The 26,377-nt window shown below is 40.3% G+C and carries 24 protein-coding genes and 6 pseudogenes; 9 read left to right on the plus strand and 21 right to left on the minus strand.

Features of this window, described 5'->3' with window-relative positions; all coding sequences use genetic code 11:
- Nucleotides 1-150: 150 nt before the first annotated feature.
- From JCM19033_RS20305 to parE, 6 genes and pseudogenes are all read right to left on the minus strand, one after another.
- Nucleotides 151-999, minus strand: coding sequence for a hypothetical protein (locus JCM19033_RS20305; protein ID WP_054637698.1), 849 nt, complete (start codon nt 997-999; stop codon nt 151-153).
- 608 nt (nt 1,000-1,607) lie between these two features.
- Nucleotides 1,608-1,871: a hypothetical protein gene (locus JCM19033_RS20310; protein WP_054637699.1), complete on the minus strand. Its 264-nt coding sequence runs from the start codon at nt 1,869-1,871 to the stop codon at nt 1,608-1,610.
- Between the two features lie 152 nt (nt 1,872-2,023).
- Nucleotides 2,024-2,380: a general stress protein gene (locus JCM19033_RS20315; RefSeq protein WP_269758444.1), complete on the minus strand. Its 357-nt coding sequence runs from the start codon at nt 2,378-2,380 to the stop codon at nt 2,024-2,026.
- A 78-nt stretch (nt 2,381-2,458) separates the two neighbouring features.
- Nucleotides 2,459-2,956 (minus strand): metal-dependent hydrolase, encoded by a 498-nt coding sequence (locus JCM19033_RS20320; protein ID WP_054637700.1) that lies wholly within the window; start codon nt 2,954-2,956, stop codon nt 2,459-2,461.
- A gap of 118 nt (nt 2,957-3,074) precedes the next feature.
- Nucleotides 3,075-5,522, minus strand: a pseudogene (gene parC, locus JCM19033_RS20325) (DNA topoisomerase IV subunit A).
- A 2-nt stretch (nt 5,523-5,524) separates the two neighbouring features.
- Nucleotides 5,525-7,533, minus strand: a pseudogene (gene parE, locus JCM19033_RS20330) (DNA topoisomerase IV subunit B).
- A 245-nt stretch (nt 7,534-7,778) separates the two neighbouring features.
- Between parE and JCM19033_RS20335 the strand changes: the two are divergent.
- From JCM19033_RS20335 to tatC, 4 genes and pseudogenes are all read left to right on the plus strand, one after another.
- Nucleotides 7,779-8,576: a gluconate 2-dehydrogenase subunit 3 family protein gene (locus JCM19033_RS20335; protein ID WP_083465619.1), complete on the plus strand. Its 798-nt coding sequence runs from the start codon at nt 7,779-7,781 to the stop codon at nt 8,574-8,576.
- Between the two features lie 45 nt (nt 8,577-8,621).
- A pseudogene (locus JCM19033_RS20340) lies at nt 8,622-10,341 on the plus strand (GMC family oxidoreductase).
- A gap of 13 nt (nt 10,342-10,354) precedes the next feature.
- Nucleotides 10,355-10,600 (plus strand): twin-arginine translocase TatA/TatE family subunit, encoded by a 246-nt coding sequence (gene tatA, locus JCM19033_RS20345; RefSeq protein ID WP_054637701.1) that lies wholly within the window; start codon nt 10,355-10,357, stop codon nt 10,598-10,600.
- A gap of 31 nt (nt 10,601-10,631) precedes the next feature.
- The gene (gene tatC, locus JCM19033_RS20350; protein ID WP_269758445.1) at nt 10,632-11,435 is read left to right on the plus strand and encodes a twin-arginine translocase subunit TatC; all 804 of its coding nucleotides are present in this window, start codon (nt 10,632-10,634) and stop codon (nt 11,433-11,435) included.
- 18 nt (nt 11,436-11,453) lie between these two features.
- On the opposite strand, the gene JCM19033_RS20355 is transcribed toward tatC, so the two are convergent.
- From JCM19033_RS20355 to JCM19033_RS20385, 8 genes and pseudogenes are all read right to left on the minus strand, one after another.
- Nucleotides 11,454-11,867, minus strand: a complete 414-nt coding sequence (locus JCM19033_RS20355) for a CoA-binding protein (protein WP_054637702.1) — start codon at nt 11,865-11,867, stop codon at nt 11,454-11,456.
- A gap of 456 nt (nt 11,868-12,323) precedes the next feature.
- Nucleotides 12,324-12,854 (minus strand): vanadium-dependent haloperoxidase, encoded by a 531-nt coding sequence (locus tag JCM19033_RS20360; RefSeq protein WP_054637703.1) that lies wholly within the window; start codon nt 12,852-12,854, stop codon nt 12,324-12,326.
- A 5-nt stretch (nt 12,855-12,859) separates the two neighbouring features.
- Entirely contained in the window at nt 12,860-13,021 is a 162-nt protein-coding gene (locus JCM19033_RS23875; RefSeq protein ID WP_157050002.1) for a hypothetical protein, read from the minus strand.
- A 374-nt stretch (nt 13,022-13,395) separates the two neighbouring features.
- Nucleotides 13,396-13,713 carry a PAS domain-containing sensor histidine kinase gene (locus JCM19033_RS20365; protein ID WP_054637704.1) on the minus strand — a complete coding sequence of 106 codons (318 nt, stop codon included), beginning with the start codon at nt 13,711-13,713 and terminating at the stop codon, nt 13,396-13,398.
- An 11-nt stretch (nt 13,714-13,724) separates the two neighbouring features.
- Complete coding sequence (locus JCM19033_RS20370; RefSeq protein WP_306301420.1) at nt 13,725-14,351, minus strand: histidine kinase dimerization/phospho-acceptor domain-containing protein; 627 nt, start codon at nt 14,349-14,351, stop codon at nt 13,725-13,727.
- Nucleotides 14,352-14,354: 3 nt separating this feature from the next.
- On the minus strand, nt 14,355-14,546 hold the full coding sequence (locus JCM19033_RS20375) for a hypothetical protein (protein WP_054637706.1): 192 nt from the start codon (nt 14,544-14,546) through the stop codon (nt 14,355-14,357).
- A gap of 190 nt (nt 14,547-14,736) precedes the next feature.
- The gene (locus tag JCM19033_RS20380) at nt 14,737-15,120 is read right to left on the minus strand and encodes a hypothetical protein (RefSeq protein WP_054637707.1); all 384 of its coding nucleotides are present in this window, start codon (nt 15,118-15,120) and stop codon (nt 14,737-14,739) included.
- Between the two features lie 101 nt (nt 15,121-15,221).
- A pseudogene (locus JCM19033_RS20385) lies at nt 15,222-16,733 on the minus strand (carboxypeptidase M32).
- Nucleotides 16,734-16,894: 161 nt separating this feature from the next.
- On the opposite strand from JCM19033_RS20385, the gene JCM19033_RS20390 reads away from it, so the two are divergent.
- On the plus strand, nt 16,895-17,197 hold the full coding sequence (locus JCM19033_RS20390) for an iron-sulfur cluster biosynthesis family protein (protein ID WP_054637708.1): 303 nt from the start codon (nt 16,895-16,897) through the stop codon (nt 17,195-17,197).
- Between the two features lie 81 nt (nt 17,198-17,278).
- Here JCM19033_RS20390 and JCM19033_RS20395 read toward each other — a convergent pair.
- Together JCM19033_RS20395 and JCM19033_RS20400 are read right to left on the minus strand one after the other, a co-directional pair.
- Nucleotides 17,279-18,467: pseudogene (locus JCM19033_RS20395) on the minus strand (acetyl-CoA C-acetyltransferase).
- A 452-nt stretch (nt 18,468-18,919) separates the two neighbouring features.
- A complete protein-coding gene (locus JCM19033_RS20400; RefSeq protein ID WP_054637709.1) occupies nt 18,920-19,189 on the minus strand; it encodes a DUF2564 family protein in 270 nt (89 codons plus the stop codon).
- A gap of 149 nt (nt 19,190-19,338) precedes the next feature.
- On the opposite strand from JCM19033_RS20400, the gene JCM19033_RS20405 reads away from it, so the two are divergent.
- Nucleotides 19,339-19,746, plus strand: coding sequence for a DUF4395 domain-containing protein (locus JCM19033_RS20405; RefSeq protein ID WP_054637710.1), 408 nt, complete (start codon nt 19,339-19,341; stop codon nt 19,744-19,746).
- Nucleotides 19,747-19,910: 164 nt separating this feature from the next.
- Here the strand turns inward: JCM19033_RS20405 and JCM19033_RS20410 are convergent.
- The 4 genes and pseudogenes from JCM19033_RS20410 to egtB form a co-directional block, all read right to left on the minus strand.
- A pseudogene (locus JCM19033_RS20410) lies at nt 19,911-21,046 on the minus strand (class I SAM-dependent RNA methyltransferase).
- 156 nt (nt 21,047-21,202) lie between these two features.
- Nucleotides 21,203-22,288: a BCCT family transporter gene (locus tag JCM19033_RS20415; RefSeq protein WP_269758446.1), complete on the minus strand. Its 1,086-nt coding sequence runs from the start codon at nt 22,286-22,288 to the stop codon at nt 21,203-21,205.
- Between the two features lie 38 nt (nt 22,289-22,326).
- Nucleotides 22,327-22,614 carry a BCCT family transporter gene (locus JCM19033_RS26810; RefSeq protein ID WP_269758447.1) on the minus strand — a complete coding sequence of 96 codons (288 nt, stop codon included), beginning with the start codon at nt 22,612-22,614 and terminating at the stop codon, nt 22,327-22,329.
- Between the two features lie 386 nt (nt 22,615-23,000).
- On the minus strand, nt 23,001-24,110 hold the full coding sequence (egtB, locus tag JCM19033_RS20420) for an ergothioneine biosynthesis protein EgtB (RefSeq protein ID WP_306301418.1): 1,110 nt from the start codon (nt 24,108-24,110) through the stop codon (nt 23,001-23,003).
- 160 nt (nt 24,111-24,270) lie between these two features.
- On the opposite strand from egtB, the gene JCM19033_RS20425 reads away from it, so the two are divergent.
- The 3 genes from JCM19033_RS20425 to JCM19033_RS20435 all read left to right on the plus strand — a co-directional run bounded on the left by JCM19033_RS20425 (nt 24,271) and on the right by JCM19033_RS20435 (nt 25,479).
- Nucleotides 24,271-24,732, plus strand: a complete 462-nt coding sequence (locus JCM19033_RS20425; RefSeq protein WP_054637711.1) for an AbrB/MazE/SpoVT family DNA-binding domain-containing protein — start codon at nt 24,271-24,273, stop codon at nt 24,730-24,732.
- Nucleotides 24,733-24,770: 38 nt separating this feature from the next.
- Nucleotides 24,771-25,079 (plus strand): hypothetical protein, encoded by a 309-nt coding sequence (locus JCM19033_RS20430; RefSeq protein WP_054637712.1) that lies wholly within the window; start codon nt 24,771-24,773, stop codon nt 25,077-25,079.
- Nucleotides 25,080-25,212: 133 nt separating this feature from the next.
- Entirely contained in the window at nt 25,213-25,479 is a 267-nt protein-coding gene (locus tag JCM19033_RS20435) for a hypothetical protein (RefSeq protein ID WP_198153597.1), read from the plus strand.
- A 176-nt stretch (nt 25,480-25,655) separates the two neighbouring features.
- On the opposite strand, the gene JCM19033_RS20440 is transcribed toward JCM19033_RS20435, so the two are convergent.
- Nucleotides 25,656-26,177 (minus strand): flavodoxin family protein, encoded by a 522-nt coding sequence (locus JCM19033_RS20440; protein WP_306301419.1) that lies wholly within the window; start codon nt 26,175-26,177, stop codon nt 25,656-25,658.
- Nucleotides 26,178-26,377: the final 200 nt, after the last annotated feature.

Raw genomic sequence — 26,377 nt, forward strand, 5'->3', positions numbered from 1 at the left:
CTAAAGGGGATATATCAAACAGTTCAATTCCCTTTTATACAAAACTGGTTAGTGATTTATTAGCAAACAGTGCCCTGGCACTGTTTGCATTGGTGAATAGTAGGAAAATGTGTCAGTCCCCTGCCATTCTTATTATCTTTGGGCTTATGTCTAAATACGCATTAATGCACCATTAGGCTTTGGTAAATCTTGTTCTGTTAACTGATTCATTTTACAAAAATGTTCAAAGAATTGTTGTGCCAGCTCTCGGTCTTTTGAGTTATCTTTTAACGCAACTATATCAAGCAAAATTTGTGCCATCAATGAATTTTCAAAATAACGGTATTTACCTGTCTTCCATGTCATTTTATGGGGGGATTTTTCATTTACATAATACTTCCAGAAATGCATTTGCTCCGATTCTTGTTCTGTAAGTAGGAGTTTGTATGTTGAATGAGCAGGAATATATCCATCTTCACAAAGCTTACCAATAAAATCTTCATTCACCATATAAACACCTAAAATACGCCTGTCTTTTTCACTGGAATCTACTGCTGTTAACAGGACAGCGCTATTTTGGTGCAAGCGGATAGGTTTGTTTGGGTTCCCTTTGTTATTCCCGCTTTTTACTTCGCCTGCAAAAACCTTCCACTCTGATAAAGAACTCTTCTGTTCTTCTGTATCACACCAAAAAACCATTTGTGATTCGGAATGAAGTTTATGATTTTTCATAAGTTTTTTATGTTCCAAGCGCAGTTCCTGATTTTTTCGTTGTAATTTTCTTTCCTCTTCCTTCTTCCATTCTTCCTTCTTTCGTTCGTTTTCCTTTTTTTGTATAATGTTTTCTAGTGAATCAGCATCAGTTTTATCATGCAGTTTAAGGTGTTTTCCAAATACATCGGGGAAAACAAACTTTTTATTTTCCGATGCGAAATGTATTTCTATAATAGTGTCATTATGTTTAACGATACTACCCATACCAAAATGCTTGTGGGTAACTTTCTTATTGATTAGATTCATTATTCAAGTCCTCCTTGTAGACACGTATCCATAACTTCATCTGCAGAAAAATACAGTGGAGTTCGTTATTAAAAACTTAATGTAAGACTATTGTAACTTTTTTTTGGAAATATTTCAAACTTATTATTGACATCGTATTTTATTATGAGGTAAAATAAAATTTTTGCACTGTGAAATTCCTTGAGATGGCTATAAAATAAGTCCTCACATAAAGTAACGTAAATCCGAAAAACACTTAAGCTCATTAAATTAAATTCCCAGGGTGTCATCTTTGGGAAATCGACGGGTATTTGTCACAGCCTTTCTTTTTCACTTAAGTGACTGTAGATCAATTTAATTAGTTGGAGGAAGGTAAACTTTCCCAGTTGATTTGCTTGGTACTAAGTACGGTATCGTATCCAGGATGATTACTATTCCAAGAAGTTTAATGATGGTCCAATGGTCTTCAAAAAGTTGAACGCCAAATAATGAAGCTGTTGTTGAGCCAGTCTACTGAAGGCTAATCACATATAATAGAAATGCGACCCCAGCACCTACGATCTTAAATAGAAGAAACCATTCTATGTAGCTTGATGTCACCACTGCAGCTGCAGTATTTGTATAAAAAATCAATGATATAATGGCTTTATTCTATCTAAGTCCTTTATTAATTGCTCCATTTCTTGTTTTGTTAAAAATACTGGCATTTGATCATATAGGGTTAAAACTTGCCGGTCACCTTCATTTATGTGTTTAGACAAATAATTATAAAGTGTATTAAATTGATTTAGCCTTAGTGTTGATTGGGTTGCAAAGTATTTGATCTCTTGCAACGTAAACTCATTCATTTTTTCATCAAACTCACCTGTAATTATGTTACCTTGTATCTTCATATCTACACCCCCGTAAATAAGCTTTTACCACACAAGTTTTACAATAATACTTTTCCCAAATTGTTCTCCTTTATCATTACATATAAAAAACCTGGATAATTGGCGCTTTAAGAGCGCAATTATCCAGGTTGCTTTTCAATAAGTGTAGCTTTCTAAAGAAGTTCTAACTTAAAGGTTGGCATCCGGTCTTCATCTTTTACAACAACCAGTATTTTACCTTCATCAAGTTCTTCCTCAAGTTCATCTGCTTCTGATTCATCAATACCCATTTCTTGCATTTTTGCTCTCAGTTCATCACCTTTTTTTCTAAAAAGGTTTTTCACTGTAGTATCTAATCCAGTCTCCGTAGTACCAACTGTATTTGCATCTGTTTCATCTGCAAGCTGATTAGTATGCTGTTTATCATGGGAAAGGACATAGATATTGTTTTCATTTATTCCCTGGCTTTTTAACGATTCAACTTTTTCCATAACTTCTTCATCTGTGCGTAGCAATGTGTGTGTACTCAAATAAATCGCCTCCTCGAAGTTAATTCGTTTCAGAAATAGAATTACCCCGTTGGTAGAAGGTTAAAACTAACTTGAACATTACAAATAAGTAACAGCAAAATAAACCACCCAAAGTGTAAGAAGTACAGCAATACTCCCTTCTCCTAGCGTTGAGCCTGTTTTAGTGAAAAAAGGAAAACGAACTGGAAATTTAATTGGAAAAAATAAATGAACTCCTCGAGAAGTCATCATATCAAGAAGCAAATGACTTGCTATCCCAACTAACAGACCTGTTTGAACTGCAAGCCCCCACTCCCCTTCTATTGATTGAGTAAAGAAATAAATAATAAATAAAAACAGAAAGCTGTGTGTAAAGGTCCGGTGCCCAAACGTTTTGCTAATAATGGTGGCAATCAGGGGCAGCCTTCTCCCTATCCAGGACCTCGGGCTGCAAATATCAGGCAATAATCCGCCTGCAATGCTGCTAGCCAAATAAACCCCACCTACTGTTGCTATATCAGTAAAAGATAATGGACTGATTGTATAATAGGCAGTGGCAGCTGCAGTGGCTCCTATTAAGTGTGTTCCTAATCTCATATATGTACCATCCTTGTTTAAGTTAACATAATTATATTATGGTTAATTCTATAATGTTGGGTAGCATGAAAAAGACCGCTTCTTGAGCGATCTTCTTTCTCATTTAAGATTGCCTGTACTACTCTTGTTCTTCTGTCTTTATGTGGCTAGTATATTTCCATGCTTCAGAAACGTCTCCGTTCTTTTTTGTATCCACGACAAAAGAGCCGTTGCTGTACCTGTCAGTGGTTCTTAAAATGCTGGTTTCTATATGTGTAACTTCATCATTTTCAGTTTGCACTGCAATTACATCGCTTGTTTCAAACTTTTCTAACCCTACCACTTGATGGGGCTTGGATTTTAACTCTCGTAACATGACAAGGCCCCGTTTTGCCCGCGAAGATGTTTCGAACTCCTGAATAGGCATCTTCTTCATGGATCCTCTTTGCGTAATAAGTCCAATTATCGCCTGTTCCTTATTTGATGGATCAAATGTTAAACCGTTAATTACTTCATCTCCATCTTTCAGATTTATTCCTTTGACACCGGCAGCACGCTGCCCGACTAAACTTACTTCTGATTCATGGAAACGAAGTCCGTAACCAAGTTTTGTGCCTATAAAGACTTCTTCGTTTCCATTGGTCATTTCTACGTTCACGACTTCATCATTTTCTTTCACCTTAACTGCAACGAGGGCCTTGGAGTATCTCTGGGCCTGATATGCCTGCAGGCTTGTTTTCTTGGCCATTCCGTTTTTTGTAAAGAATAATAAATTGCTGTCTTCTGTAAATTCTTTCACGGCTATTGCTTTAAGCAATTCATCTTCCCGGTCAAGCTGGACAATATTGCCGACATGCTGGCCGTTATCTTTCCAGCGAATATCAGGTAATTCATGAATCGGCATATACAAGTACTGCCCCTTCTTGGTAAATAATAAAAGGGTATCTGTAGTGTTTAATTCATTAAAGTAAATAAGATCGTCTGTTTCCTTCATTCCAGGGCGTTCATTTTTAGAGGAAGAATAGGATCTGAGACTTGTGCGTTTTACGTACCCTTCCTTTGTTACGGAGACAATGACATCCTCTGAAGGGACCATAACTTCTAAGTCGATTTTTAACTCCTGGATTTTCTCTTCAATGACCGTTCTCCGTTCGTCTCCATAGGTCTTTTTGATCTTCTTTAAATCTTTTTTTATGACAGCAAAAAGATTCTTTTCACTGGAAAGAATCCTTTCGAGCTTTTCAATTTCTTTAGCAAGCTCATTTGATTCGTTATCTAAGGTTGTAATATCAGTGTTCGTTAAACGATAAAGCTGGAGCGTCACAATTGCTTCTGCTTGCGGTTCTGAAAATTCAAAGCGGCTGATAAGGTTGTCTTTTGCGTCTTTTTTATCCTTAGAGCTTCGGATGGTTTCGATTACTTCATCGAGAATGGAAATAGCTTTCTTTAATCCTTCTACGATATGCTGTCTTTCTTTTGCTTTCCGCAGTTCATGCCTGGATCTGTTTGTAACTACTTCTTTTTGGTGAGTGATATAAGAGTGCAGCAGCTGTTTAAGGCCAAGAAGCTGAGGTGTCCTGTTATGAATAGCGACCATATTAAAATTATAAGTAACCTGTAAATCTGTGTTTTTGTACAAGTAGTTTAAAATACCCTCAGCGTCTGCTTCCTTTTTCACTTCAATAACAATTCGAAGTCCTGTCCGGTCGGTATCATCCCGGACTTCAGCTATTCCTTCCACTTTTTTATCAAATCGAAGCTCATCCATTTTCTTTACAAGATTTGCTTTCACAACCTCATAAGGAACTTCGGTAATGACAATTTGCTGCTTCCCGCCGCGAATATCCTCAATATCTGTTTTCGCTCGGACAACCACTTTCCCTTTACCTGTTTCGTAGGCTTTTCTAATTCCATCTACCCTTGCACAATACCTCCAGTAGGAAAATCAGGCCCACGCAAAACAGTCATTAAGTCTTGCACTGTGCACTCCGGATCATCGATCTGCATGATTGCAGCGTCTATGACTTCATTTAAGTTATGAGGTGGAATGTCTGTAGCATATCCAGACGATATACCGTTGAGCCATTTACAAGCAAATTAGGATACATAGCTGGCAGGACTACCGGCTCTTCCTGTGTGTCATCGAAATTCGGAATGAATTCTACAGTTTCTTTCTCGATATCCTGTAAAAGCTCCTGGGCAATAGAAGATAACCTGGCTTCCGTATAACGCATGGCTGCCGGTGGGTCACCATCAATGGAGCCATTATTCCCATGCATTTCAATTAATAAATTACGCACTTTCCACTCTTGGCTCATTCTTACCATAGCCTCATAAACAGAACTATCACCATGAGGATGATAGTTCCCGATTACGTTCCTACGGTTTTTGCTGCTTTTCTGAAAGGCTTATCCGACGTATTGCCATCTTTAAGCATGGCATATAATATCCGGCGCTGAACGGGCTTAAGCCCGTCTCTGGCGTCGGGAAGAGCTCGTTCTTGGATGATATATTTGCTGTAACGTCCAAAGCGGTCTCCTAGTACATCTTCTAGTGGAAGGTCTAAATATTTTTCTGCTTCTCCCAAGGTTACTCCTCCTCTACGACAAATAAGTTCTCATTTTCCAAGATGCTGTCATCCTCTTCCATACCAAATTCTACATGGGATTCAATCCACTTTCTTCGTGGTTCTACTTTATCTCCCATCAACGTGGATACCCGTTTATCGGCTCTGGCAAGGTCATCTACTGTCACTCGAATAAGAGTTCGTGACTCTGGGTTCATCGTAGTTTCCCAAAGCTGTGTTGCGTCCATTTCGCCAAGCCCCTTATAACGCTGGATCGTATAGCCTCTGCCAATCTTCTTTATCGCACTCTGAAGACCGTCTTCATCCCAGGCGTATTCTACTTTTTCCTTTTTCCCCGTCCCTTTGCTTACTTTATATAAAGGGGGCAGTGCAATGTAAACTTTTCCCGCCTCGACGAGTGGAGTCATATAACGGTAGAAAAATGTTAAAAGGAGAACTTGGATATGAGCTCCGTCAGTATCGGCGTCAGTCATGATAACAACTTTTTCATAATTGCTGTCTTCTATAGCAAATTCTGTCCCCACCCCTGCACCGATTGCATAAATAATGGTACGGATCTCTTCATTTTTCATTATGTCTTCAAGCTTTGCCTTCTCTGTATTGATTACTTTTCCCCGCAGCGGCAGAACTGCCTGGAATTTCCGGTCTCTGCCTTGTTTCGCTGAGCCTCCAGCAGAATCCCCCTCTACCAGGTACAGTTCATTTTTAGTTGCATTCTTTGATTGTGCTGGGGTGAGCTTTCCGCTTAAGAGCACATCTTTCTTTCTGCTTTTCTTTCCGCTCCTGGCTTCTTCTCTTGCCTTTTTGGCAGCTTCCCGAGCTTGAGCGGCTTTAATAGCTTTCTTGATTAGCATCGAGCTTGTTTCAGGGTTTTCTTCAAAAAAGTAAGTTAACTTTTCGGAAACAATCGCATCTACCGCAGACCGTGCTTCCGGAGTACCTAACTTTCCTTTTGTCTGGCCTTCAAACTGGAGTTTTTCTTCTGGTACACGGATAGATATCACAGCAGTAAATCCTTCCCGGATATCAGACCCATCAAGATTCTTATCTTTTTCTTTCAGGAAATTCATTTTCCGCCCATATTCGTTGATAGCTCTTGTCATTGCTGTTTTGGCGCCAGACTCATGTGTGCCTCCATCCTTTGTTCGAACATTATTTACAAAGGAAAGTATGTTTTCGGTATATCCATCGTTAAACTGAAAAGCAAATTCGATATCGATGTCTTGATTGGATCCCTCAAAAAACACAACAGGATGCAGTGATTCCTTGTCCTCATTTAAATAATCCACAAAAGCTTGAATTCCTGTATCATAAGAAAAAGAATCCGTTTGTTCTTTTCCTTCTCTTTTATCAACAAGCTGTATGGTTACTCCGTTTAATAAAAAGGCAGCTTCACGAAGTCTTTCGGCCAGCACCTCATAGTTAAACGTAGTGGTTCCAAACATAACAGGATCAGGCTTAAATTGAATAACTGTTCCAGTCTTTTTTGTTTTGCCTGTCTTTTCTAAGGTTGTGACCGCTTTCCCGCCATTCGCAAATTCCTGCTTAAATATGGTGCCGTCCCGATGGATTGTAACAGTCAACCATTCTGAAAGAGCATTAACAACAGAAGCTCCAACCCCATGAAGCCCGCCAGAAGTCGCATAGCCTCCCTGGCCAAACTTTCCGCCGGCATGGAGCACCGTAAAGATGACTTCAGGCGTTGGTTTCCCCATTTTATGCATTCCTGTCGGCATCCCCCGGCCTCATCCCGGACAGTAATGCTGTTATCTTTATTTATAATTACTTCTATTTGATCGCCAAAGCCCCCAAGAGCTTCATCGACAGCGTTATCAACAATTTCGAAAACCAGATGGTGAAGCCCCCGGCTGTCAGTACTTCCTATATACATTCCAGGTCTTTTTCTAACAGCTTCCAACCCTTCTAGTACTTGTATGGCATCATCGTTATAATCAAAAGCTTGTTTCGGTGCCAATTGCTTAATCCCCTTTCTGCATGAAACACTTTCCATCTCTCACTATAACATATCATAAGAGAACATACGTTTCTATCTCTTTACGCAAGTAACTATACAATATTCCTTATTTTATACCATTTTCCCCGATTTCCATAATTCTTTATAAAAAATATGAAATTTTACGTGTGAAACCTTCGCTTACTTGGGTACTAGGTATAGGACCTCTTTTACCATTTTACATGTATTTCGGCAAAAGATTACCAAAGAGGTGATTTTATATTAAATAAGGAGGGATTCAAATGGCCGATGAAAACAACCCAAATAACGCCACCAAGGACGATGGGATGACCAGGCGTGATTTTATTAAAAATGGAAGCATGGTTGCTGGCGGTGTAGTGGGGGGCACTTTTTTAGGCGGTTTGCTGGGCCGCCAGTTCTGGGGCACACAGGATACAGCCCAGGAAACTGACACACAAACCGATGATGATCAAGCACATGATCACGCTCCGGCCAATGACTACACAGAAGCAAGAATGTTTTTTAAACGTCAGGAAGATTTTCGCGTGCTGAGTGCAGCGGTTGAAAGAATTTTCCCCGAAGACGACCTTGGTCCTGGCGCAATTACATTAGGAGTACCTTATTATATTGACAAACAATTAGCCGGATCATACGGACGAAACGCAAGGGAGTACATGCAGGGACCCTTTGCTGAAGGTGCCGTAACCCAGGGCTTTCAAAGCGGGATGTACCGCCAGGACATTTTCCTGCAGGGCATCCGCAGAATGCAAAGCATAAGCCGAAATAATTTCAACGAGGCTTTTTTTGATTTAGAAGAAGAGCACCAAATCAACATACTTATTGAGTTTGAAGAAGGAAATGTTGATATGAATGGCATCCGGTCAGCAGAGTTTTTCAACATGCTTCGAACTGTTACTCTTGAAGGTGTTTATGCCGACCCAGTATACGGAGGAAATCGCAACATGGACGGATGGAGATTAAAGCAGTATCCAGGCGGACAAATGGCTTACATCGATATGATTGAAGAAGATGACTTTGTTGAAATGGAACCTGTCAGCCTTCATGACCACCATTCGTAACAAATTTCCTACAAAGCAGAAATACCTTGAAAGTGAGGGATACTTATGCCTACAGAACTACCACATAAACAGGCTGTCGTTGTCGGCGTAGGATGGCAGGCGGAATTATTGCTTCAGAATTGGCAAAAGAAGGAATTGAAGTCCTGGGCCTTGAAAGAGGTTCTGAAAAGACATTAGATGATTTCTTAATGCAAAAGGATGAACTTCGCTATGCCCTGCGCTATGAACTCATGCAAGACCTGTCTAAAGAAACGATAACTTTTAGAAACGATGAAGACATGACTGCTCTTCCAATGAGACAGCATGGCTCCTTTCTGTTGGGGACTGGTTTAGGAGGAGCAGGCATCCACTGGAATGGTCAATGTCCACGTTTCTTTCCATATGACATGGAAATTTACTCACAGACAGTAGATCGTTACGGGGAAGATAAAATTCCAGATGATATGCCTTACAGGATTGGGGGATCACCTATGAGGAATTAGAACCCTATTTCGATCGTTTTGATCAAACGATTGGTACCTCAGGTGAAGATAATGAAATGACAGCACCAAGGTCAAATCCTTTTCCAACTCCGCCAATGAAAGAAACACCAGCTTTACGTTTATTTAAAGAAGCGGCATCAAATCTCGGGTGGCATCCATACCAGGTGGCCTCAGCCAATCTATCCGAACAGTATACAAACCCAGATGGGCAGACCATACAAGCCTGTCAATACTGTTCTTTCTGTGAGCGGTTTGGCTGTGATTACGGTGCTAAATCTGATCCTATTGTAACAGTCCTTCCAACTGCTCAAGATACAGGAAACTTTGAGATTCGAACCCATTCAAACGTAAGACGGGTATCCTACAATGGGGATACAGCGGACGGGGTATATTACACGGATACACGCACTGGGGAAGAATTTTTCCAGCCGGCAGATATTGTGATCCTAACTACTTATGTTATGAACAACACAAAGCTTCTTTTATTATCTGAAATTGGTGAACCCTATGATCCAGAAACTGAACAAGGAGTCATTGGGAAAAATTATTGCTATCAGGTAATGGCCAGCGGCCAGGGGTTCTTCGAAGACAGCCAATTTAATTTATATGCCGGAGCGGGAGCCTTAGGAGCCGCTTTTGATGATTTTAATGCGGATAACTTTGACCACAGCGATCTGGACTTTTTGCATGGTGGTATTATTCAAATCACCCAGACAGGAATAAGGCCGATCAATACAAATCCTGTGCCTCCGGGAACGAATCTTTGGGGAAGGGAATTTAAGGAAGCTTCAACGAGGTATTTTTACAGGACACTTGCCGTCTCTTCTCAAGGGGCAAGCCTTCCTTATCGTTACAATTACCTTGATCTTGATCCAACGTATACAGATGCCCATGGAGATCCACTATTGCGAATGACTTATAATTTTACTGAGCAGGATCGTAACCTTGCTGCCCACCAGGCTGAGAGAATTGAAGAAATGTTAAATGAAATGGGAGCAGATATTGTGTCAGTAGATCCTGACATTGGAGACTATGATATCGTTCCATACCAAACAACTCATAACACAGGGGGCGTAATTATGGGAGATAACCCTGATACGTCTGCTGTCAATAATTATTTGCAAATGTGGGATTGTGAAAATCTATTTGTTGTCGGAGCCTCTGCTTTTCCACACAACAGCGGTTATAACCCCACCCCTACTGTTGGTGCACTTGCATATCGTGCTGCTGAAGGCATCCTTCAATATATCGAAAATGGTGGCGGATCACTAGTAGAAGACTAAGGAGGAATACACATTGTTAACTAATATTGGAGTACCCAGTCTGATCCTCATTTTACTTTTGGCCTTATTAATTTTTGGACCGAAAAAACTTCCGGAGATTGGCGGAGCATTTGGTAAAACGTTAAGTGAATTTAAAAAATCAACCAAACAAATTATGGATGATGAAGATGAACAGCCTGTTCAGAACCAAAATGTAAAGAAAGAAGAACCCGTTTCTGAGTCTGGCTCTTCCGAATCAAAAGAAACGACTAAAATCTAACGTTTCGATACCATGAAAGGGGAAGTGTATCATGTCTGAACAAACAGCCCCTGTAAACAATATGGAAAAACAGTCAGCGTTGGAGCACGTTTTAGTGCTCCGGCGGGCTGTCATTCGTTCTCTTCTATTTTTTGCACTTCTATTTATTGCTTTTTTAGTTGGAGTCAGGTACAGCCTGGGTCACTTTACAGCTGGTCATGATCTTATCATGCTTGGCCCATTAGATGCACTGCGTCTTTATCTGACTGTAGCGGGTGCATTGGCTTTAGGTTTTTCTGCACCGTATTTTTTATACGAAGCGTGGCGTTTTATAAAGCCAGCACTTACCAAAAAAGAGGCAAAATCCTTATCAGGGTATATTCCGGCTGTATTTTTCTGCTTTTTACTTGGGCTTTCCTTTGGTTATTTTGTAGTATTTCCCATTGTTTATGAATTTTTAATCAACCTAGGACAGCTTCATTTTGATATGATGATAACTGCACAGGAATACTTTTCTTTTTTACTTATGTCAACGATTCCTATTGGGTTTTTGTTTGAGCTCCCAATCGTTCTCATGTGTTTAACTTCCTTTGGGTTATTTACACCCCAGTCCCTTGTCAAAGCAAGAAAGTATTCATACTTCGCCTTAATCTGTGCCTCTGTCCTTATTACCCCTCCAGATTTCTTTTCTGATATTCTGGTTGTGATTCCATTTATCATTCTATATGAAATTGGAATTATCTTATCAAGAATTGTTTACCGAAAAAAAGAAAAATATGGAAAGAGAACTAGAAAATACAGGAGAAGCCTCTTAAAAAAGAGGCTTCTCTTTTTTACCACGGACACCGGTACATAAAGAGAAGCCTTGGTTTTTTTATCGTGTAATGGCATGCTCTACTTTAATGCAGCGATCCATGACTACTTTCATACCTGCTTCTTTTGCTATTTGGTAGGCTTCATCGTTTTCCAAACCAAGCTGTGCCCAAAATACGTCTGCATCTATGCTTGCGGCTTCTCTGGCTACTTCAGGTAAGTGTTCACTACGTCTAAATACATTAACAATATCAATATGACCATCGATATCTTCTAAAGAATTGACTGCCTTCACACCTAGAACTTCTTCTGCGTTCGGGTTCACGGGTATGATCTCATATCCTTCTTCCTGCATGACTTTACTTACTTCATAAGAAGTTTTTTCAGGTTTCTCGGATAATCCTACAACCGCTATACGTTTAGCATGATCGAAAATTTCTTTAATTTCTTCTTTTGTTGGTTGTTCATAAGCCATTGTTATATTCCTCCTCCTTATTATTTCCAATTAAGTACTCTTTGTCTGTTTTCCCTTTTTATTTATGAATTAATCAAGTTTATATATATGTATATTACGGTATGTGAAATTTTGGAAATGATAATATAAAATGATCATTGCTCATACAAAAAACAACCTAACAGAATTTGATATTGTTAAAACGATGCCTGGTAGTAAAGCACGGCTGAAGACCCACCTATGAAAAATCCGAGTAATACATAAAGGGACTGTGCTCAAAACCTTACTTTTGAGACAACCCCTTTTTGAATAGGCACGGTGTGTATTAACTATATATGAAAACTATTCTATTTTTGTCACGAGAATATTATAAAACCTACACGAAATTCTATAGAAAACCTACTTTTATCATCGTCGAAAAGATGGATAAGGTTTCATAAACTACTTTCCTACAGTTTAATAATTGCCTACTCCCCTTTATATTAACTTTATAACATGATTCCCGATTTGCCTGCCTAATCGAAGACCTTCTTCATTATCGATTGGGAAATGGACTCCTGCATATAATCTTGATTGAGCGATGTTATTTGCTTTTTGTGTTAATCTTACCGCTTCTTCAGGGAAAAAATGACTTAATATAACTTCAGCACAACCGGCCATTGTTGAATGGCCTGATGGGTAGGCAGGAAAACGTGGTGTAGGAATAACAGTTTGTAAGGATGGATCAAGTTGATCTGGCCTGGCAATATCAGTAGAATATTTAATATCCCAAGTTACAACCATTGTATCGTTTAACGCAGCTTTACAAATCCCCGTTATTCGTGCTGCACGAGGAGGATTACTATCATACTTTTCTAATAGCTCATTTATAACAAAGGCCCAATCCTCTGTTGGGGTAGTTTCGGCGTACAGTTTCGCCATCTCTATTTGTTGAGGTGTAAGGTTTCGAATAGTTTGTTTAACAATCTCTAATTGCTCCCCTTTAAAATCAATTGTATATGGATCCACTGGATCTAGCTAACAGGCTCTCCGTATAAGGTAATCATCCCTCTAAACATGTGCTTTTTAAAAAAGAACATTGGCCACGAGCCCGCTTCAGGTTCTACTCCGCCAATTTCACCCCTGTTCAATTCTGACCATTTAGGAGGAATAGACCAGCGCTTTTGCTTCTCCATCTTTTCAACCCCTTCTCAATAATAACGTTCTTTCTCATAAAGTATGAGAAGTATGGTTTTGAGGTGTCGCAGATTATGTTTCTCGGTAATTAAGAACGTGAGCATATTTAGGGAGAACCTTCCTTCTGCTTGCACCCACAAGAAAATGTAAGAAACCTTTGGTGATAAGTATAAACAAGCTACGTTAATGAAGTTGCTAGTATAATCATGGCATGAAATGGAAGGCCTCTCAAAACTTTAGGGGACATAAATAATAACTGTAACTATTTAAGAAGTAATAATGAGTCCTCCTCTGAAAATAAGAAAAGGCACTCACCTATGATGGCAAGTCCCTTTTCTATTAGCAGGATTAATCCAAGGTCCTTCATTATTTCTTAAAATTTGCCTGCATTGATTGGCAATCGAACGGATACCAGCGTACCGCCTTCCGGGTGGTTTTCAATATCCAAATATCCCTGGTGTTCTTTAATAATGGTTTTACATATTGATAAACCAAGACCTGTCCCTTCCTCTTTTGTAGAGAAAAATGGATCACCAATTTTATTTACCAAAGAAAGAGGTATTCCCCTGCCGTTATCTTTTACAAAGACGGTAACCCAGTTGTTATCGACAGTAAGTTCTATATCTACTTTTCCATTCCCATCGATTGCTTCAATGGCGTTCTTAAAAATATTAAGAAAAACCTGTTTCATTTGAGATGGGTCTAAATATATGGAGGGGGCTCAGTTCCTGCCAGTAAGTTAAATTCAATATTGTGTAGATGGAACTCACTTTCCATGAAATACATTGTCTGCCGCAGCAATTCATAAGGAGAGATTTTTTCTTTTTTCGGTGCACTGGGCTGTGTTGTAAGCAAAAAGTCACTGACCAGTTTGTTCAAGCGGTTAAGCTCCTCAATTACTATTTCATGATAATGAGCCATTTCCTTATTGTCGGCAAACAACAGCTCAATAAATCCTTTAATTGTCTGCATTGGGTTACGAATTTCATGAGCCAGACCTGCTGCCAACTTCCCAACCATCGCCTGCTTGTCTAAAAGCTTCATTTTGTCCTCAATCACTGGCAGAGTAACCTGCTGCTCTTGAGTAATCACCGAGGATAATACGTTAGCAAGCCTTTTTACACTCTCAATTTCTTTTTCTGTAAAATCATATGGTTCCGTATCACTTGCACAGAGCGTGCCAAACAGCTCACCATTCTCCAAAATAATCGGCACCCCTAAATAAGAAGCAAGCGAAATGCTTTCTAGATCTTCTTTAACATGGGCTGCCCGCTCGTCAGTTTGTATATTATTTATGATAAGTGGTTCCCGACCACTACAAGAAATAATATGTCATAAAGACTTTTCAAGAGGCAGAACCATTCCTTGAGAAATACTGCAGCTCTGGTTTGTGCTTGTATGAAGCACCCGGAGAACTGAAAAGTCACTTTCTAATGATCCTATAAAAAAGGTCTTCGTATCCACTAATTCACTTGCTATTTGCAAGATATCTGTAATCACTGAATTTTTAACATCATTGCTCATAAAGAGCTAACCCCCATAGCTATTATTCATTGTTACTCAAAGTTTTCCAAACCTTTAACATCTATTTTATACTATAGCACTAAACAAAAAAATCTCTATACTTACATATTTTATTTTCCAGCTTTTATAAATTCAATGGTCTTTTTTTCCTTCTACATGAAAAGGCTGACCCAATGGCCAGCCTTACTTGTTAAGAGTTATCTTCTTCTTCCATTTCCTCATCTTCATCTAGGTCAATGTCTAGATCATCATCTACTTCTTGATCTGTATCATCTAATTCAGCATCTACATCATCATCCATGTCATCCCCATGGCCTTCCATGCCTTCATCTTCTTCTTCAATCCCTGTATCTTCATCTTCTGTGCCGTCTGGTTCATTTTCTACATCAATGTCATCCTCATATAAAGGATCATCGTCACCGCCTGTACCGTCCACATCGGTTTCGCCTCCGGCAGGTTCTTCTTGTTCCTCGCCGCCGTTATCACCGAGGTCATCTTCTGCTTCCCCGCAGCCTGCGATCATACCTGCCGCGAGCATGGCAGCGGCTCCTTTATATAATATTTTTTTGTTCATGGGAAAACCTCCTTGCTAAAAGAATACGTGTAGTAGCTGTATTCCCTGAGGCTGTTTCCAGTAAACAATTTGACCCCAGCGACTGAATTACGATCGGGACATTAGAATTTATACAGTTCCTTATATTTATCTGTTAAATAAGATAATAAATGATCTGGATTAATTCCTTCTCCGGTTGTATCTTTTAGAATTTCTACGGGTTTCTTCAAGGAACCGTGCTGATGGACGTGCTTGGTCATCCAGTCTTTGATCGGGGAAAGCTCGCCTTCACGAAGAAGGTTATCAAAGTCAGGAAGATCACGGTCTAAAGACTTCTTCAGCTGGGCTGCATAAATGTAACCAAGAGCATAGGAAGGGAAATAACCAAACGCTCCAAAAGACCAGTGAACGTCCTGCAAGACTCCTACTCCGTCATGGGGAGGAGTCACGCCAAGAAACTCCTGCATTTTGTCATTCCAGATGGCAGGAAGATCTTTGACTTGAATATCTCCGGTAATTAAACCTTTTTCAATCTCATATCGAAGAATAATATGAAGAGCATACGTCATTTCATCGGCTTCAATTCGAATTAAAGACGGTTTTGCTTCATTGATCGCTTTGTAGAAAGCATCAATGCTCACATTGTCGAATTGACCATTTGAGTATGACTTAAGCAAGTCGTAATTGTTTTCCCAAAAAGCATAGTTCCTGCCTACAAAATTCTCGTAAAACAAGGACTGAGATTCATGAATACCCATAGAGGTCCCGTCACTTAAGACTGTACCTTCAAGATCAGTTGATATATTTTGCTCATAAAGAGCATGGCCGCCTTCGTGGATGGTGCCAAACACAGCTGTTCTGAAGTCTTTTTCATCGTACTTCGTTGTCACTCTGACATCATTGGTGTTAAGCCCAATGGCAAACGGATGTACTGTTTCATCTAAACGGCCTGCTTGAAAGTCATAGTTCATTTTTTTAAGGATTTCAAGACTGAATGCCCGCTGCTTTTCTTTTGGAAAATGCTCAAATAAAAACCCTGTTTTCGGTTTGTTTTCGGACTCTTTTACCCCTTTGACTAAAGGATCAGTCCCTCTCTAACCTTACCAAATACATCATCCAGAATATCCACGGTTACGCCGGGTTCATAGTCATCTAATAACGTATTATATGGATGACCTTCATAGCCCCAGTAATTTACAAACTTTCGCTTGAATTCGACCAGCTTTTCGAGATTGGGACGGAAGGTTTCAAAATCGGCTTCTGATTTGGCCTGCTCCCATTGTGCTTCTGACTTAGATTTTAAAATGTTATATTCTCTATACTCCTCTTCTGGAACCTTTTTAAAGCGGTCATATTCTTTCTTAAGTTCCTCAGCTGACTTCCTTGTAATTTCTGAGACTTGCGCCCTGCCTTCATCACTTAGAACAGCTTCTAAATGCTCGCCCATTTCATTTGAGGTTGTAAGTTTAAATACCTCTGTAGATAAATATCCGAGAGCCTCTGATCTTTGATTGATCCCTTTTTAGGGCACCAGTTCTGGCATCCCAATTCATCAAGCCAATTGCTTGACGATAAGCTGTCATTTTCCTCATCAGCTCATGAAGCTGCTGTTCACTTTGTTTTACGTCAGACATTCATAAAACCCCTTCTTGTTATGTAGTAAAAGCATTTGTTTCGCCTATAGAAATGTAACGTTTATTATAGTGGATATTATATGTCATGTTAAGTAAAACCATTTGTATGTTTTGATGTTTTCTTTGACTCGTGTTATAAACGTAAAGAAGGAGGCATCTCTATGGACTTTACAATTTCTTCTGAAGCTGCAAAACATTACAAAAAAGAAATGGAATTAAAAGAGGGAGATGCTGTCAGGCTGTTTGTAAGAGTAGGAGGAGTCGGTTCAGGAGGATTTTCCATTGGTGTAGCAAAAGAAACACCATCTCCAACATCCTTTCAGGTAACCAAGGAAGGAGTCACGTTCTTTGTTACTGAAGAAGACCAATGGTATGTCGATGGCATGACCATTTCCTATGAACCTGGCATTGACTATTTCCATTTCGAAAACCCAAAAATAAAAGATGTAATTAACCCTGAGTAAGGCACATCAGCCAAGCTCAGGGTTCTTTATGTCTCTGTATGTGAAGACGGGACTCTTCATTTCATTAGTAATATCAAAAGATTAGAAGGATTCTCCCTCTCTTTCCACAATTAAGGAGGTACCTTGTCCACCGCCAATACACAGGGTGGCTAAGCCTGTCCTGGCTTTCCGCCGTTTCATTTCGTATAGTAAGGTTGTCAGCACGCGTGCACCTGATGCACCAATCGGATGGCCAAGAGCGATCGCTCCACCGTTTACGTTTACTTTCTCTTTATCCAGTCCTAAATCCTTCACCACTGCCAGCGACTGAGCCGCAAACGCCTCGTTAGCCTCTATAAGGTCCAGGTCCTCAGCCTTAAGCCCCGCTCGCTTTAATGCCTGTTCAGAAGCAGGTACAGGCCATATCCCATGATTTTAGGATCCAGGCAGCGCTTCCATAAGATTTAATTGTCGCTAACGGTACCACTCCCAGCTCTTCGGCTTTTTCCTTTGCCATAACAATGAGCATAGCCGCTCCGTCGTTAATCCCCGATGCATTTCCGGCTGTCACTGTTCCTTCTTTTTTAAAGGCCGGCTTAAGTTTAGCGAGCTTTTCCATTGTCATACCAGGTTTAGGAAATTCATCTTTGTCTATAACCAAAGGGTCTCCTTTTCTTTGCGGCACAGAAACCGGTGTGATTTCCTCAGCAAATAACCCCTCCTGTTGAGCTCTCTCTGCCCTTCTTTGGCTCTCAAGGCAAATTCATCCTGCTCTTCTCGCGTAAAACTCCACTGCTCAGCAATATTTTCTGCAGTAATTCCCATGTGGATGCCATGAAATTTATCCATTAGCCCGTCATTAAGCATCGTATCAATCATTTTTGCATCCCCCATCCGCTGACCCCAACGCAGAAGGAACGACATACGGAGCATTGCTCATACTTTCTACTCCACCGGCAAGCACGACATCAGCATCCCCTAACGAAATAAACTGGGCAGCCATGCTTACCGTACGCAAACCTGAACCGCATAATTTATTAATAGTTACAGCAGGCGTAGTATCAGGCAGGCCAGAAAATATTCCAACCTGACGGGCAACGTTTTGACCAAGGCCTGCGGATAAAATGTTCCCAACTAAAACCTCATCAATGTCTGATGGTTGTATTCCCGCTCTCTCAATCGCGCTCTTAGCAGCTGCCACACCCAAATCTACTGCATTGACGGAAGATAAGCTTCCCCCATAGCTGCCAATCGGTGTGCGTGCAGCACTTACAATCACTACTTCTCTCATAGTAGATTCCTCCCCCAAGTCGTATAATCGTTCTCAGCGAATCTTTTCTTTAACACCAGGTTTCTATATTTTTCGATATTCGCTTCCATTACTCCTCTATTTTTGCTTGAGAAACCCATGTACTCATCACTTTCCTGTTACCAGCAGAATGATCAAGCTAAGAATAAGTGAACTGTTTGATATGTATATATCATGCTGTTTTTCAAAACGAGGGTGGAGTCGGATCTTATCCTCGGTGATTCTTTCTGCCCCAAGGTCTCTGAGCGGGCGGTAACGTGTAGTTTCAGAGAAAAATCCTTTAAATAACGAGTGTCATTTTACATCTGTACGTATACTCTGACAAGGCTTCCTCTTCAAACCATGGTACTGTATATACCCCTTCTACATTTAATGTACGAATGTTTCCTGGATCATCAAAAAAAGCGCGAAGAACGTCTCCGCGCCTAACAAATCTATTTTATTTCTTTTTTCGCTTCTTTAAGTTGATGGTCGATATTTTCAATCAATCTTCGGAAACCTCTAGAAAATGAGAATCTACCTGTCTGGTGAGTAAAGGCTTGTTGATATTGTTGTTTCGCAAATCTGACTGCATTGGATGCAGCTTCCAGCTGATCTTCATCGAGACTCTCAGTGGCATGACCCACTGCACGCTCCGCTGCCTTAATCGACATTTTCACTTGCATTAAATCATTATATTGATTTTCGTCATATGATCGAGTCAATGAGAAGCCCCCTTCGCAAGTAAAAGAATATACCTACAGCATATCCAGAGAGCTCATCATTTATTCCAACGAATCAAAACGAATTTCTTAAACACTTGCATGCTAAATGGTACAATGGAAGAAGATAAATGACAAAGGAATGATTATTTGTGGGTATCCCAAAACCACTTGTACAGGCAAACCAAGCGTTTATTGTTAGCACAGTTCTTCTTTCTCTTATTTTTTCCATATGGATTCTTTTTCTTCCGTTCATAAACGGAATGGTTAGTTTGATTACAAATTCAAACCCCGTCATCAGGCTGGGCAGAAATTTTTTAAAGAAAAAGCCGAGCCAGTATGTGTTGGAGGACCCTGAGCAGCAGCGTTTTAACCAATGGATTAGCACAGTATGTTTAGGATTATCTCTGCTTTTTTATTTTCTCGGTTTCCCTGCCATCAGCATAGCATTTTCCGTTATGGTTCTTCTGGCAGCAGGCATCGCTTTAACGGGCTATTGTATTGGATGCACAATCAGATACCGTTACATGATGTGGAAATATAAAAGACAGCAGACATAACAACCATCGAAACCTGTTATTTTCATCCAATTCGTTATCGGGAGTCGCTTTGAGCGTTTCCGATAGTTTTGCACCCTGTTCTATTCTATTGGCTTGATCTCTTTAGAAGTGTTCCAAAAAAGGCTGCTGAGATTATTCTCAACAGCCTTTTCATATCATGAGTGTTACCGCCTTGGCGGCTTTGGTCCCCAATACTGATAGTATTGGGTTTTAATATTTCCGTTATAAAGTTTCCTTCGCTTCGTGGCATTTTTTCCGTATAAATTTTCAAAGCTTCATGGGAAGTAATAACATATACAGACCACGTTTCAAGAGCAGAAAAAGTCCTGCCCATATCCTTATACATCTCTTCCACCGCCTTCTTTTCCCCTAGCCGCTCACCATACGGCGGATTACAGATGAGCGTGCCGTACTCCTTCTTAGAGGTAAAATCCTTTACCTGCATCTGTTTGTACTCAATCAATCCATGAAGACCTGCCTCCATCGTATTATCCTTGGCCAGGTCAATCATTTTAGGATCTAAGTCACTTCCCTGGATATCCAAAGGCTGGTCATAATTCGCAAGATCCTCAGCTTCTTCTCTTGCTTTTTCCCAATTTTCCTTGCCAACCCATTCCCAGCTTTCAGCGGCAAACTCTCTGTTAAACCCAGGAGCTATATTTTGGCCGATCAGTGCCGCTTCAATAGGTAAAGTGCCAGACCCGCAGAAAGGATCAGCAAAAGGTTTGTCCGGGGTCCAATGGGTAAGCTTAATTAAGCCTGCAGCCAGTGTTTCTTTGAGTGGTGCTTTACTGTGTAATGGCCTATATCCACGGCGGTGCAGCCCCTCTCCAGAGCTGTCGATTGTCAGCACAGCTGTATCTTTATGAAGAGCAACTTCAATGCGGAAAAACGGGCCATCTTCTTTAAACCAGCTTGTTTTATAAGTTTCCTTCAAGCGCTCAACGACTGCTTTTTTTACGATCGCCTGACAGTCTGGAACACTATAGAGCTTTGATTTCACCGAACGGCCGATTACTGGAAACTCGGCATTTTCAGGAAGAAACTGTTCCCATGGCACACTTTTGGTTCCTTGGAATAATTCTTCAAAGGAAGTGGCTTTGAACTCAGCTAGCTGGACTTTGACGCGGTCAGCTGTGCGAAGCCATAAATTTGCACGGCATAAAGCGAGGGGATCAGCCGTAAAAGTCACCTTTCCGTTCTCGACTTCAACATTTTCATAACCCAGGTCTTTCACTTCTCGGGCGACCAGAGCTTCCAGTCCCATTGTTGCTGTAGCGACTAATGTAATCTTGTTCATATTTATTTCTCCTTACACGACTCAAATTGACTAGACTCTTACTATACATGGTTCTCTTTTACACATCCAGTCAAACTTTACCATAAACAAAGGGAAAGGGAAAATGATCCTGCCATCCTGTTTTGTTTCTTTTTAAGAACATGTTCCTAATTTCCATCAATTTCCTTTTATGACAGATTTCAATGTGGCTGCTGTTTGAAAGATAATAAAAAAGAGTATTGGAAATCCTGCCACCGTAGCCATTTGTTTTACTGCTTCAATGCCTGTGATTTCCCCGCCAGTACCTGCTGTGATTGTTAAAAGAGCCAAAGTCCCAAGGAGGACTCCCCAGTACACTTTCATTGTGGCAGGAGGTTCAGGGTGGTCAATGGAATAGCCTTTGGTTGTAAGAGATGAAACAGTAGTTGTTAAGGAGTCCGCAAGTGTTGTAAAGGAAATAAAGATAGAAACCAGCATGAGAATACTAATGATTACTGTGAAAGGAAGGGATTCCAAGAATACAAATAAGGATAGTTCAAGCCCTCCTTCTTCATTTGAAATCATTTCCCAAAGCTGTCCTTCTCCCTGCCAATCATAAAAAATGGACGCTCCTCCAAATACCCAAAACCAAAGCATGCCAAATCCTGCAGGCAGCAAAAGATTAAACAGTACAAATTCTCTTATGGTTCTTCCATAGGCAAGCCTTGCAAGAAACATACCGATAATTGGAGCATAAGCCAGCCAGATGGACCAATGAAAGATCGGCCACCACCTCGGCCATTCTGAACCTTCCATCGGGCTTGTCCATAAGAAGCGTTCTGGAAGCCCGCTTAAAAAAGCTCCGGTACCCTGAACACCTAGATTCAGAATAAATGTCGTCGGCCCCGCTACAAAAACAAATATGAGCAAGAACAAAAAGACTTTGGCATTTTGGTCTGCCAGGAACCGTATCCCTTTTTTCAGTCCTGTATAACTTGAAATAATATAGGCAGCTGTTATGACAACAACCAGGATGCTCCAAAGGAAGACCCCTGTCTCAATGCCAAAAATATATTCCATTCCGCTTCCTATCTGTAGAACTCCTTCACCAAGAACTGCGGCCATTCCACCTGCTATTCCAAAGATACACAGAATGTCTACGATCGTCCCTCCTGTTCCCAGGGCTTTTTTACCTAGAAAGGGATAAAGGGTGGCACTGATTGTATAAGGAAGCTTAAGATTGTAATGGCTGTAGGCGACTGCGATTCCTGCTATGACATACACAGAGTACGGTGCTAGTGTCCAATGGGCAAGATTGGAAGCTATCGAAAAACAGCAGCTTCTTCAGTGAAAGGCTCGATTCCCAGCACTTGTGGAGGATCACTGAAATGCGTGATCGGCTCGGCAAGACCCCAAAATAAAATCCCTACTCCAATACCAGCTGTTAGAGAAATTGCAAACCACTGCCATTTGGTAATAAACGGCTCTGCCTCTTTTCCGCCAAATCTGATATTCCCATATTTTGAAAATCCAAGGTATAAACAAATAAATATTAATAGAAACACCGTCAGATTAAACAGCCAGCCGAAATGAATAAAGGCAAAATCCACAATAATTGTCTGCCATTCATAAAAGGAAGAAGCCACAATGCGCCAAGAATTACAGTAAAAATAAGGATAATTGAGGTGGGAAGAAAAACAGGCCAATGTATTTTATTTTTCATTATTGTTCTCTCCTATGTAAATATCTATCAAGGTACATTTCTTACTCTGAAGCTGTTAAGCTGCCTTAAAGAAAAGAAAAGGGCCTGCTAAGAAGCCCTTTTTTACATCACTTGAACTATTGTCCGTCTTTGGCAAGACGGAATCCGCTGAACTGCCACCTTTTTTCCGGAGGGAAAAGTTCCGGTATGTCAAACGGATGTGGGAGGCAGGGGTCGCGCAAGACCCGCCTCTTAACACCATTTTATTACTCATAAACTTTGCATTATATTCTCCTAACGCGGGGCTGCTTCTTGGGTACTGGGTATAGGGCTTCTTGTCCATTCCCACACATCTCCAAACTCTTTTCCACTTTCCTTCTCTCCAAAAGATGAGGGGTGAAGCAGTCCAGATTCTAAAAAGTTGCCTTCATAGTCGTTATCTCTGAAAGCCCACTCCCACTCCTGTTCTGTCGGAAGTCTGTACCCTGCCCACCTTGCGTAGGCGTCTGCTTCAAAATAGCTTATATGGGTGACAGGCTCACTTGGATTCACGCTCTCTACTCCACGCACCGTATAAGTACGCCATATTCCCTCTTCTTTTCGCCAATAAAGGGGAGCCTGCCAGTCATTAGTTTGTACCAGATCCCAACCTTCTGCAAGCCAGAGTTCAGGTCGCTCATATCCTCTGTCCTCTATAAACTCCATAAACTCTTTGTTTGATACAGGGCGGGAGGCAATAGAAAAAGCATGCTGCCAATGTTTATGGACCGGCCTTTCATTATCAAAGGAAAAGTCTTCGTTATTCGTGCCGATTTCACTTATTCCTTCTTCAAAGCTGTGCCATTTTATTGGCGGAAGAGTTGATGCAGGTCTCTCCTGCGTCTCTTCCTGTAAGTATGGGTACTCCAGCGGGTGAATAGAATAATTATATTTTATATCTGTTACCAGTAATTCTTGGTGCTGCTGTTCATGATTGATCCCTATAATCATTAATTCCTTTATTTTATCTGGTAAAATTTCCTCCGTGGTCAACATCTCTACAATTTCTCTATCAACATGATTTCGGTAGTTTATGATTTCTTGTACGGTTGGCCTTGAGAGAAGCCCCCTTTGATGTTTTGGAAATGGGGTGCCGAGTGATTCATAGTAGGAGTTAAACAACCGGTGGAAATTTTTTGAAAAGACTTCGTACTCCCTTTTATATGCGGTTAAAATCATCTGCTCAAAAAACCAGGTCGTATGGGCAAGATGCCATTTTGGGGGACTCACATCTTCGTGGGACTGAATCACAAAGTCTTCAATTTCAAGAGGCCTTACAAGATTCATTGTTTCTTTTCGGGTTTCAGTATATTTGCCTATAAGGGTGCTAACTTCACTGGTCATAAATACTTGTTTCGTACTCATATAGACCTCCTTGCTTGTTCTATTCTTAATAAATAATGGTCTATACCCTTCCTCATATTTTCTATAACATTACCTTCCACCTTCCTGATTGAAGCAAAAGGATTAAAGTAGTTATGAAAAGGGAAAACCCTTGTTAAATAAGACGTGTGGGGTGTTAATCGTGAGTAAAGAACTAATAAGACAGTTAGACGGTTCCGGCAGAATCGTCATACCTAAAGAAATTAGAGAAGAATTAGAACTAAATGACCAGCAGCTTCGTATAAAAGAAGAAAAAAGACGAATATCAGTAATAAAAACAAATTTAGAGGAAACGGAAGAAAAGCACGTAAAAACCCTTGATGATGAAGGGCGTCTCCTTCTCCCAAGCGATCTAAGAGATTATATTGGGTGGCAAAAAGGCGTAGAAATAAAATTTTCAACAGACAAGGATACAGTGATTCTCCAAGAGGCTAACGAACAATGTATTATATGCGGGCGCAGCGATGCCTATCTTTATCCAGTAAAACAGCGTCTACTATGTGAAGAATGTCTGGTAATGGGAATGAGGAAGCGACAGAAGCATGGAAGACAAACCTTAACCCAATCTTTGAGAATTACTTTGACCATTGTCACGATAGTATAGAAAATGAAGAAAATCGCAAACACATCCTTCAGGCAAGAATGGACGGAAGACGCTTGAAGACAGTCCTGGAATTTATAGGCGTAGAGGATGACAATGAGCTTCTTGAGCAAATTAAAAAGTCTTATCAGTTATTAGGAGATGTAGGGAAGTATGATGTCTTTCTTACAGACCTGGAAAAAATGAATGAAAATAAGGAAGAAAGTGATGAGGACATTCCTGAGATCTATGAAGAGTTAACTTCTTTTGCGCAAAATAAGCGTATTGAATCTCAAGAAAAGCTGAATAAAAAGCTTCCAAAAACGGTAAATAATGACTTAAAGAAACAAGTGGGAAACGTTTCTGAATGAAGGCCTTCCTGAGTATGTAAGAGGAATCGATACTAATGAGAAACTTAAAGAGGAAGAAGATAAATTCCATAAAAAACTTGAAGAATATAAAAAAGCAAAAGAAGAAGACGGTTCTTTAGAAAATGGCCTGTCAGTGATTAAAGGAGTATATGTGCAAGCAAAGCATTTGCGTTCTTTATACACTTTTCTTAATAAAATGAAAGATGGAGAGTATGAAGACAAAGTAAATGAATATGAGGACATACAAAAAGAATTTGGAAAGATCATCAGCCTTCGTGACAGACTTGACCGTATCGATAAAGCGAGAAAGAAAGCTAAACTATCAAAGAGTAAAGTAAAAGAACTTAAAAAAGATATTAAAGGGGATTTGGAAAAAGAATTAAATGAAGTTTCGGGATAAATAAGAATATCTGTTTAAAATGTTTAAAGGTTGGCTGTATGCTTTTTGTACTGATTTTCCTATTTCGATTTCTTTTCTGACAGAGAGTTTGTTGTATGGAGCTTTTCATGCCCATATATGACACCATGATTTATCTTTCCCATAACTAAAAAAGGATGAGCAGCTGCTCATCCTTTTTACGTATTTCCAACAGCGGGAATAGGGTATTGTTGAAACATACGAGCAAAGTGAATCAGGTTATACGCCATCATTTTTGTATTTTTTTTCGTGAATTCGCTGTCTTGTCCGGCTTCCATATAAGACGGTCCCGGCCCGGCTTCTCCAACCCAATAGGCAAGGGAATTAGGAGGGATCGTAAAGCCGATATTCGCCATTCCAAATAAAATGGACTTACCCGCTTCTTTTGCTCCGTCTTCGTTTCCAGTTACTAAGCACCCAAATACTTTGTTATAATAGATCGCCTGTCCTTTTTCATTCGTTTCCCCGCTTTGAGCATATAAACGTTCCATGACCAGGGATGCTAAGCTGCTCTTTTCTCCGTTCCATATCGGGGTCCCAAGAATAATGATGTCTGCCCCCTTCACCTTTTCCATAAGAAGAGGCCACTCGTCACCATCCCCCATGTCATCGCTTATACCCGCTATAATAGTATAGTCCGATATACGAACCACTTCAGTCTCAATGTTTTCTAACTTCATCCATTCTGAAGACTTTTCTATTAACGCTTCTGTATTAGAAGGTTCATTACTTCTTTTTAAAGAAGTTGTTTATATATAACGCTTTCAGCCTTTCCATAAAGCATCTCCTTTCCTTACGCCAGGGAATTAGGTATTGCTATCAATTCCCGTCTTAATCTTACTTATAAACGTTAGAAAAAAAAGTACACAAAAAAGAAGCT

This window comes from Thalassobacillus sp. C254 (assembly GCF_001310615.1).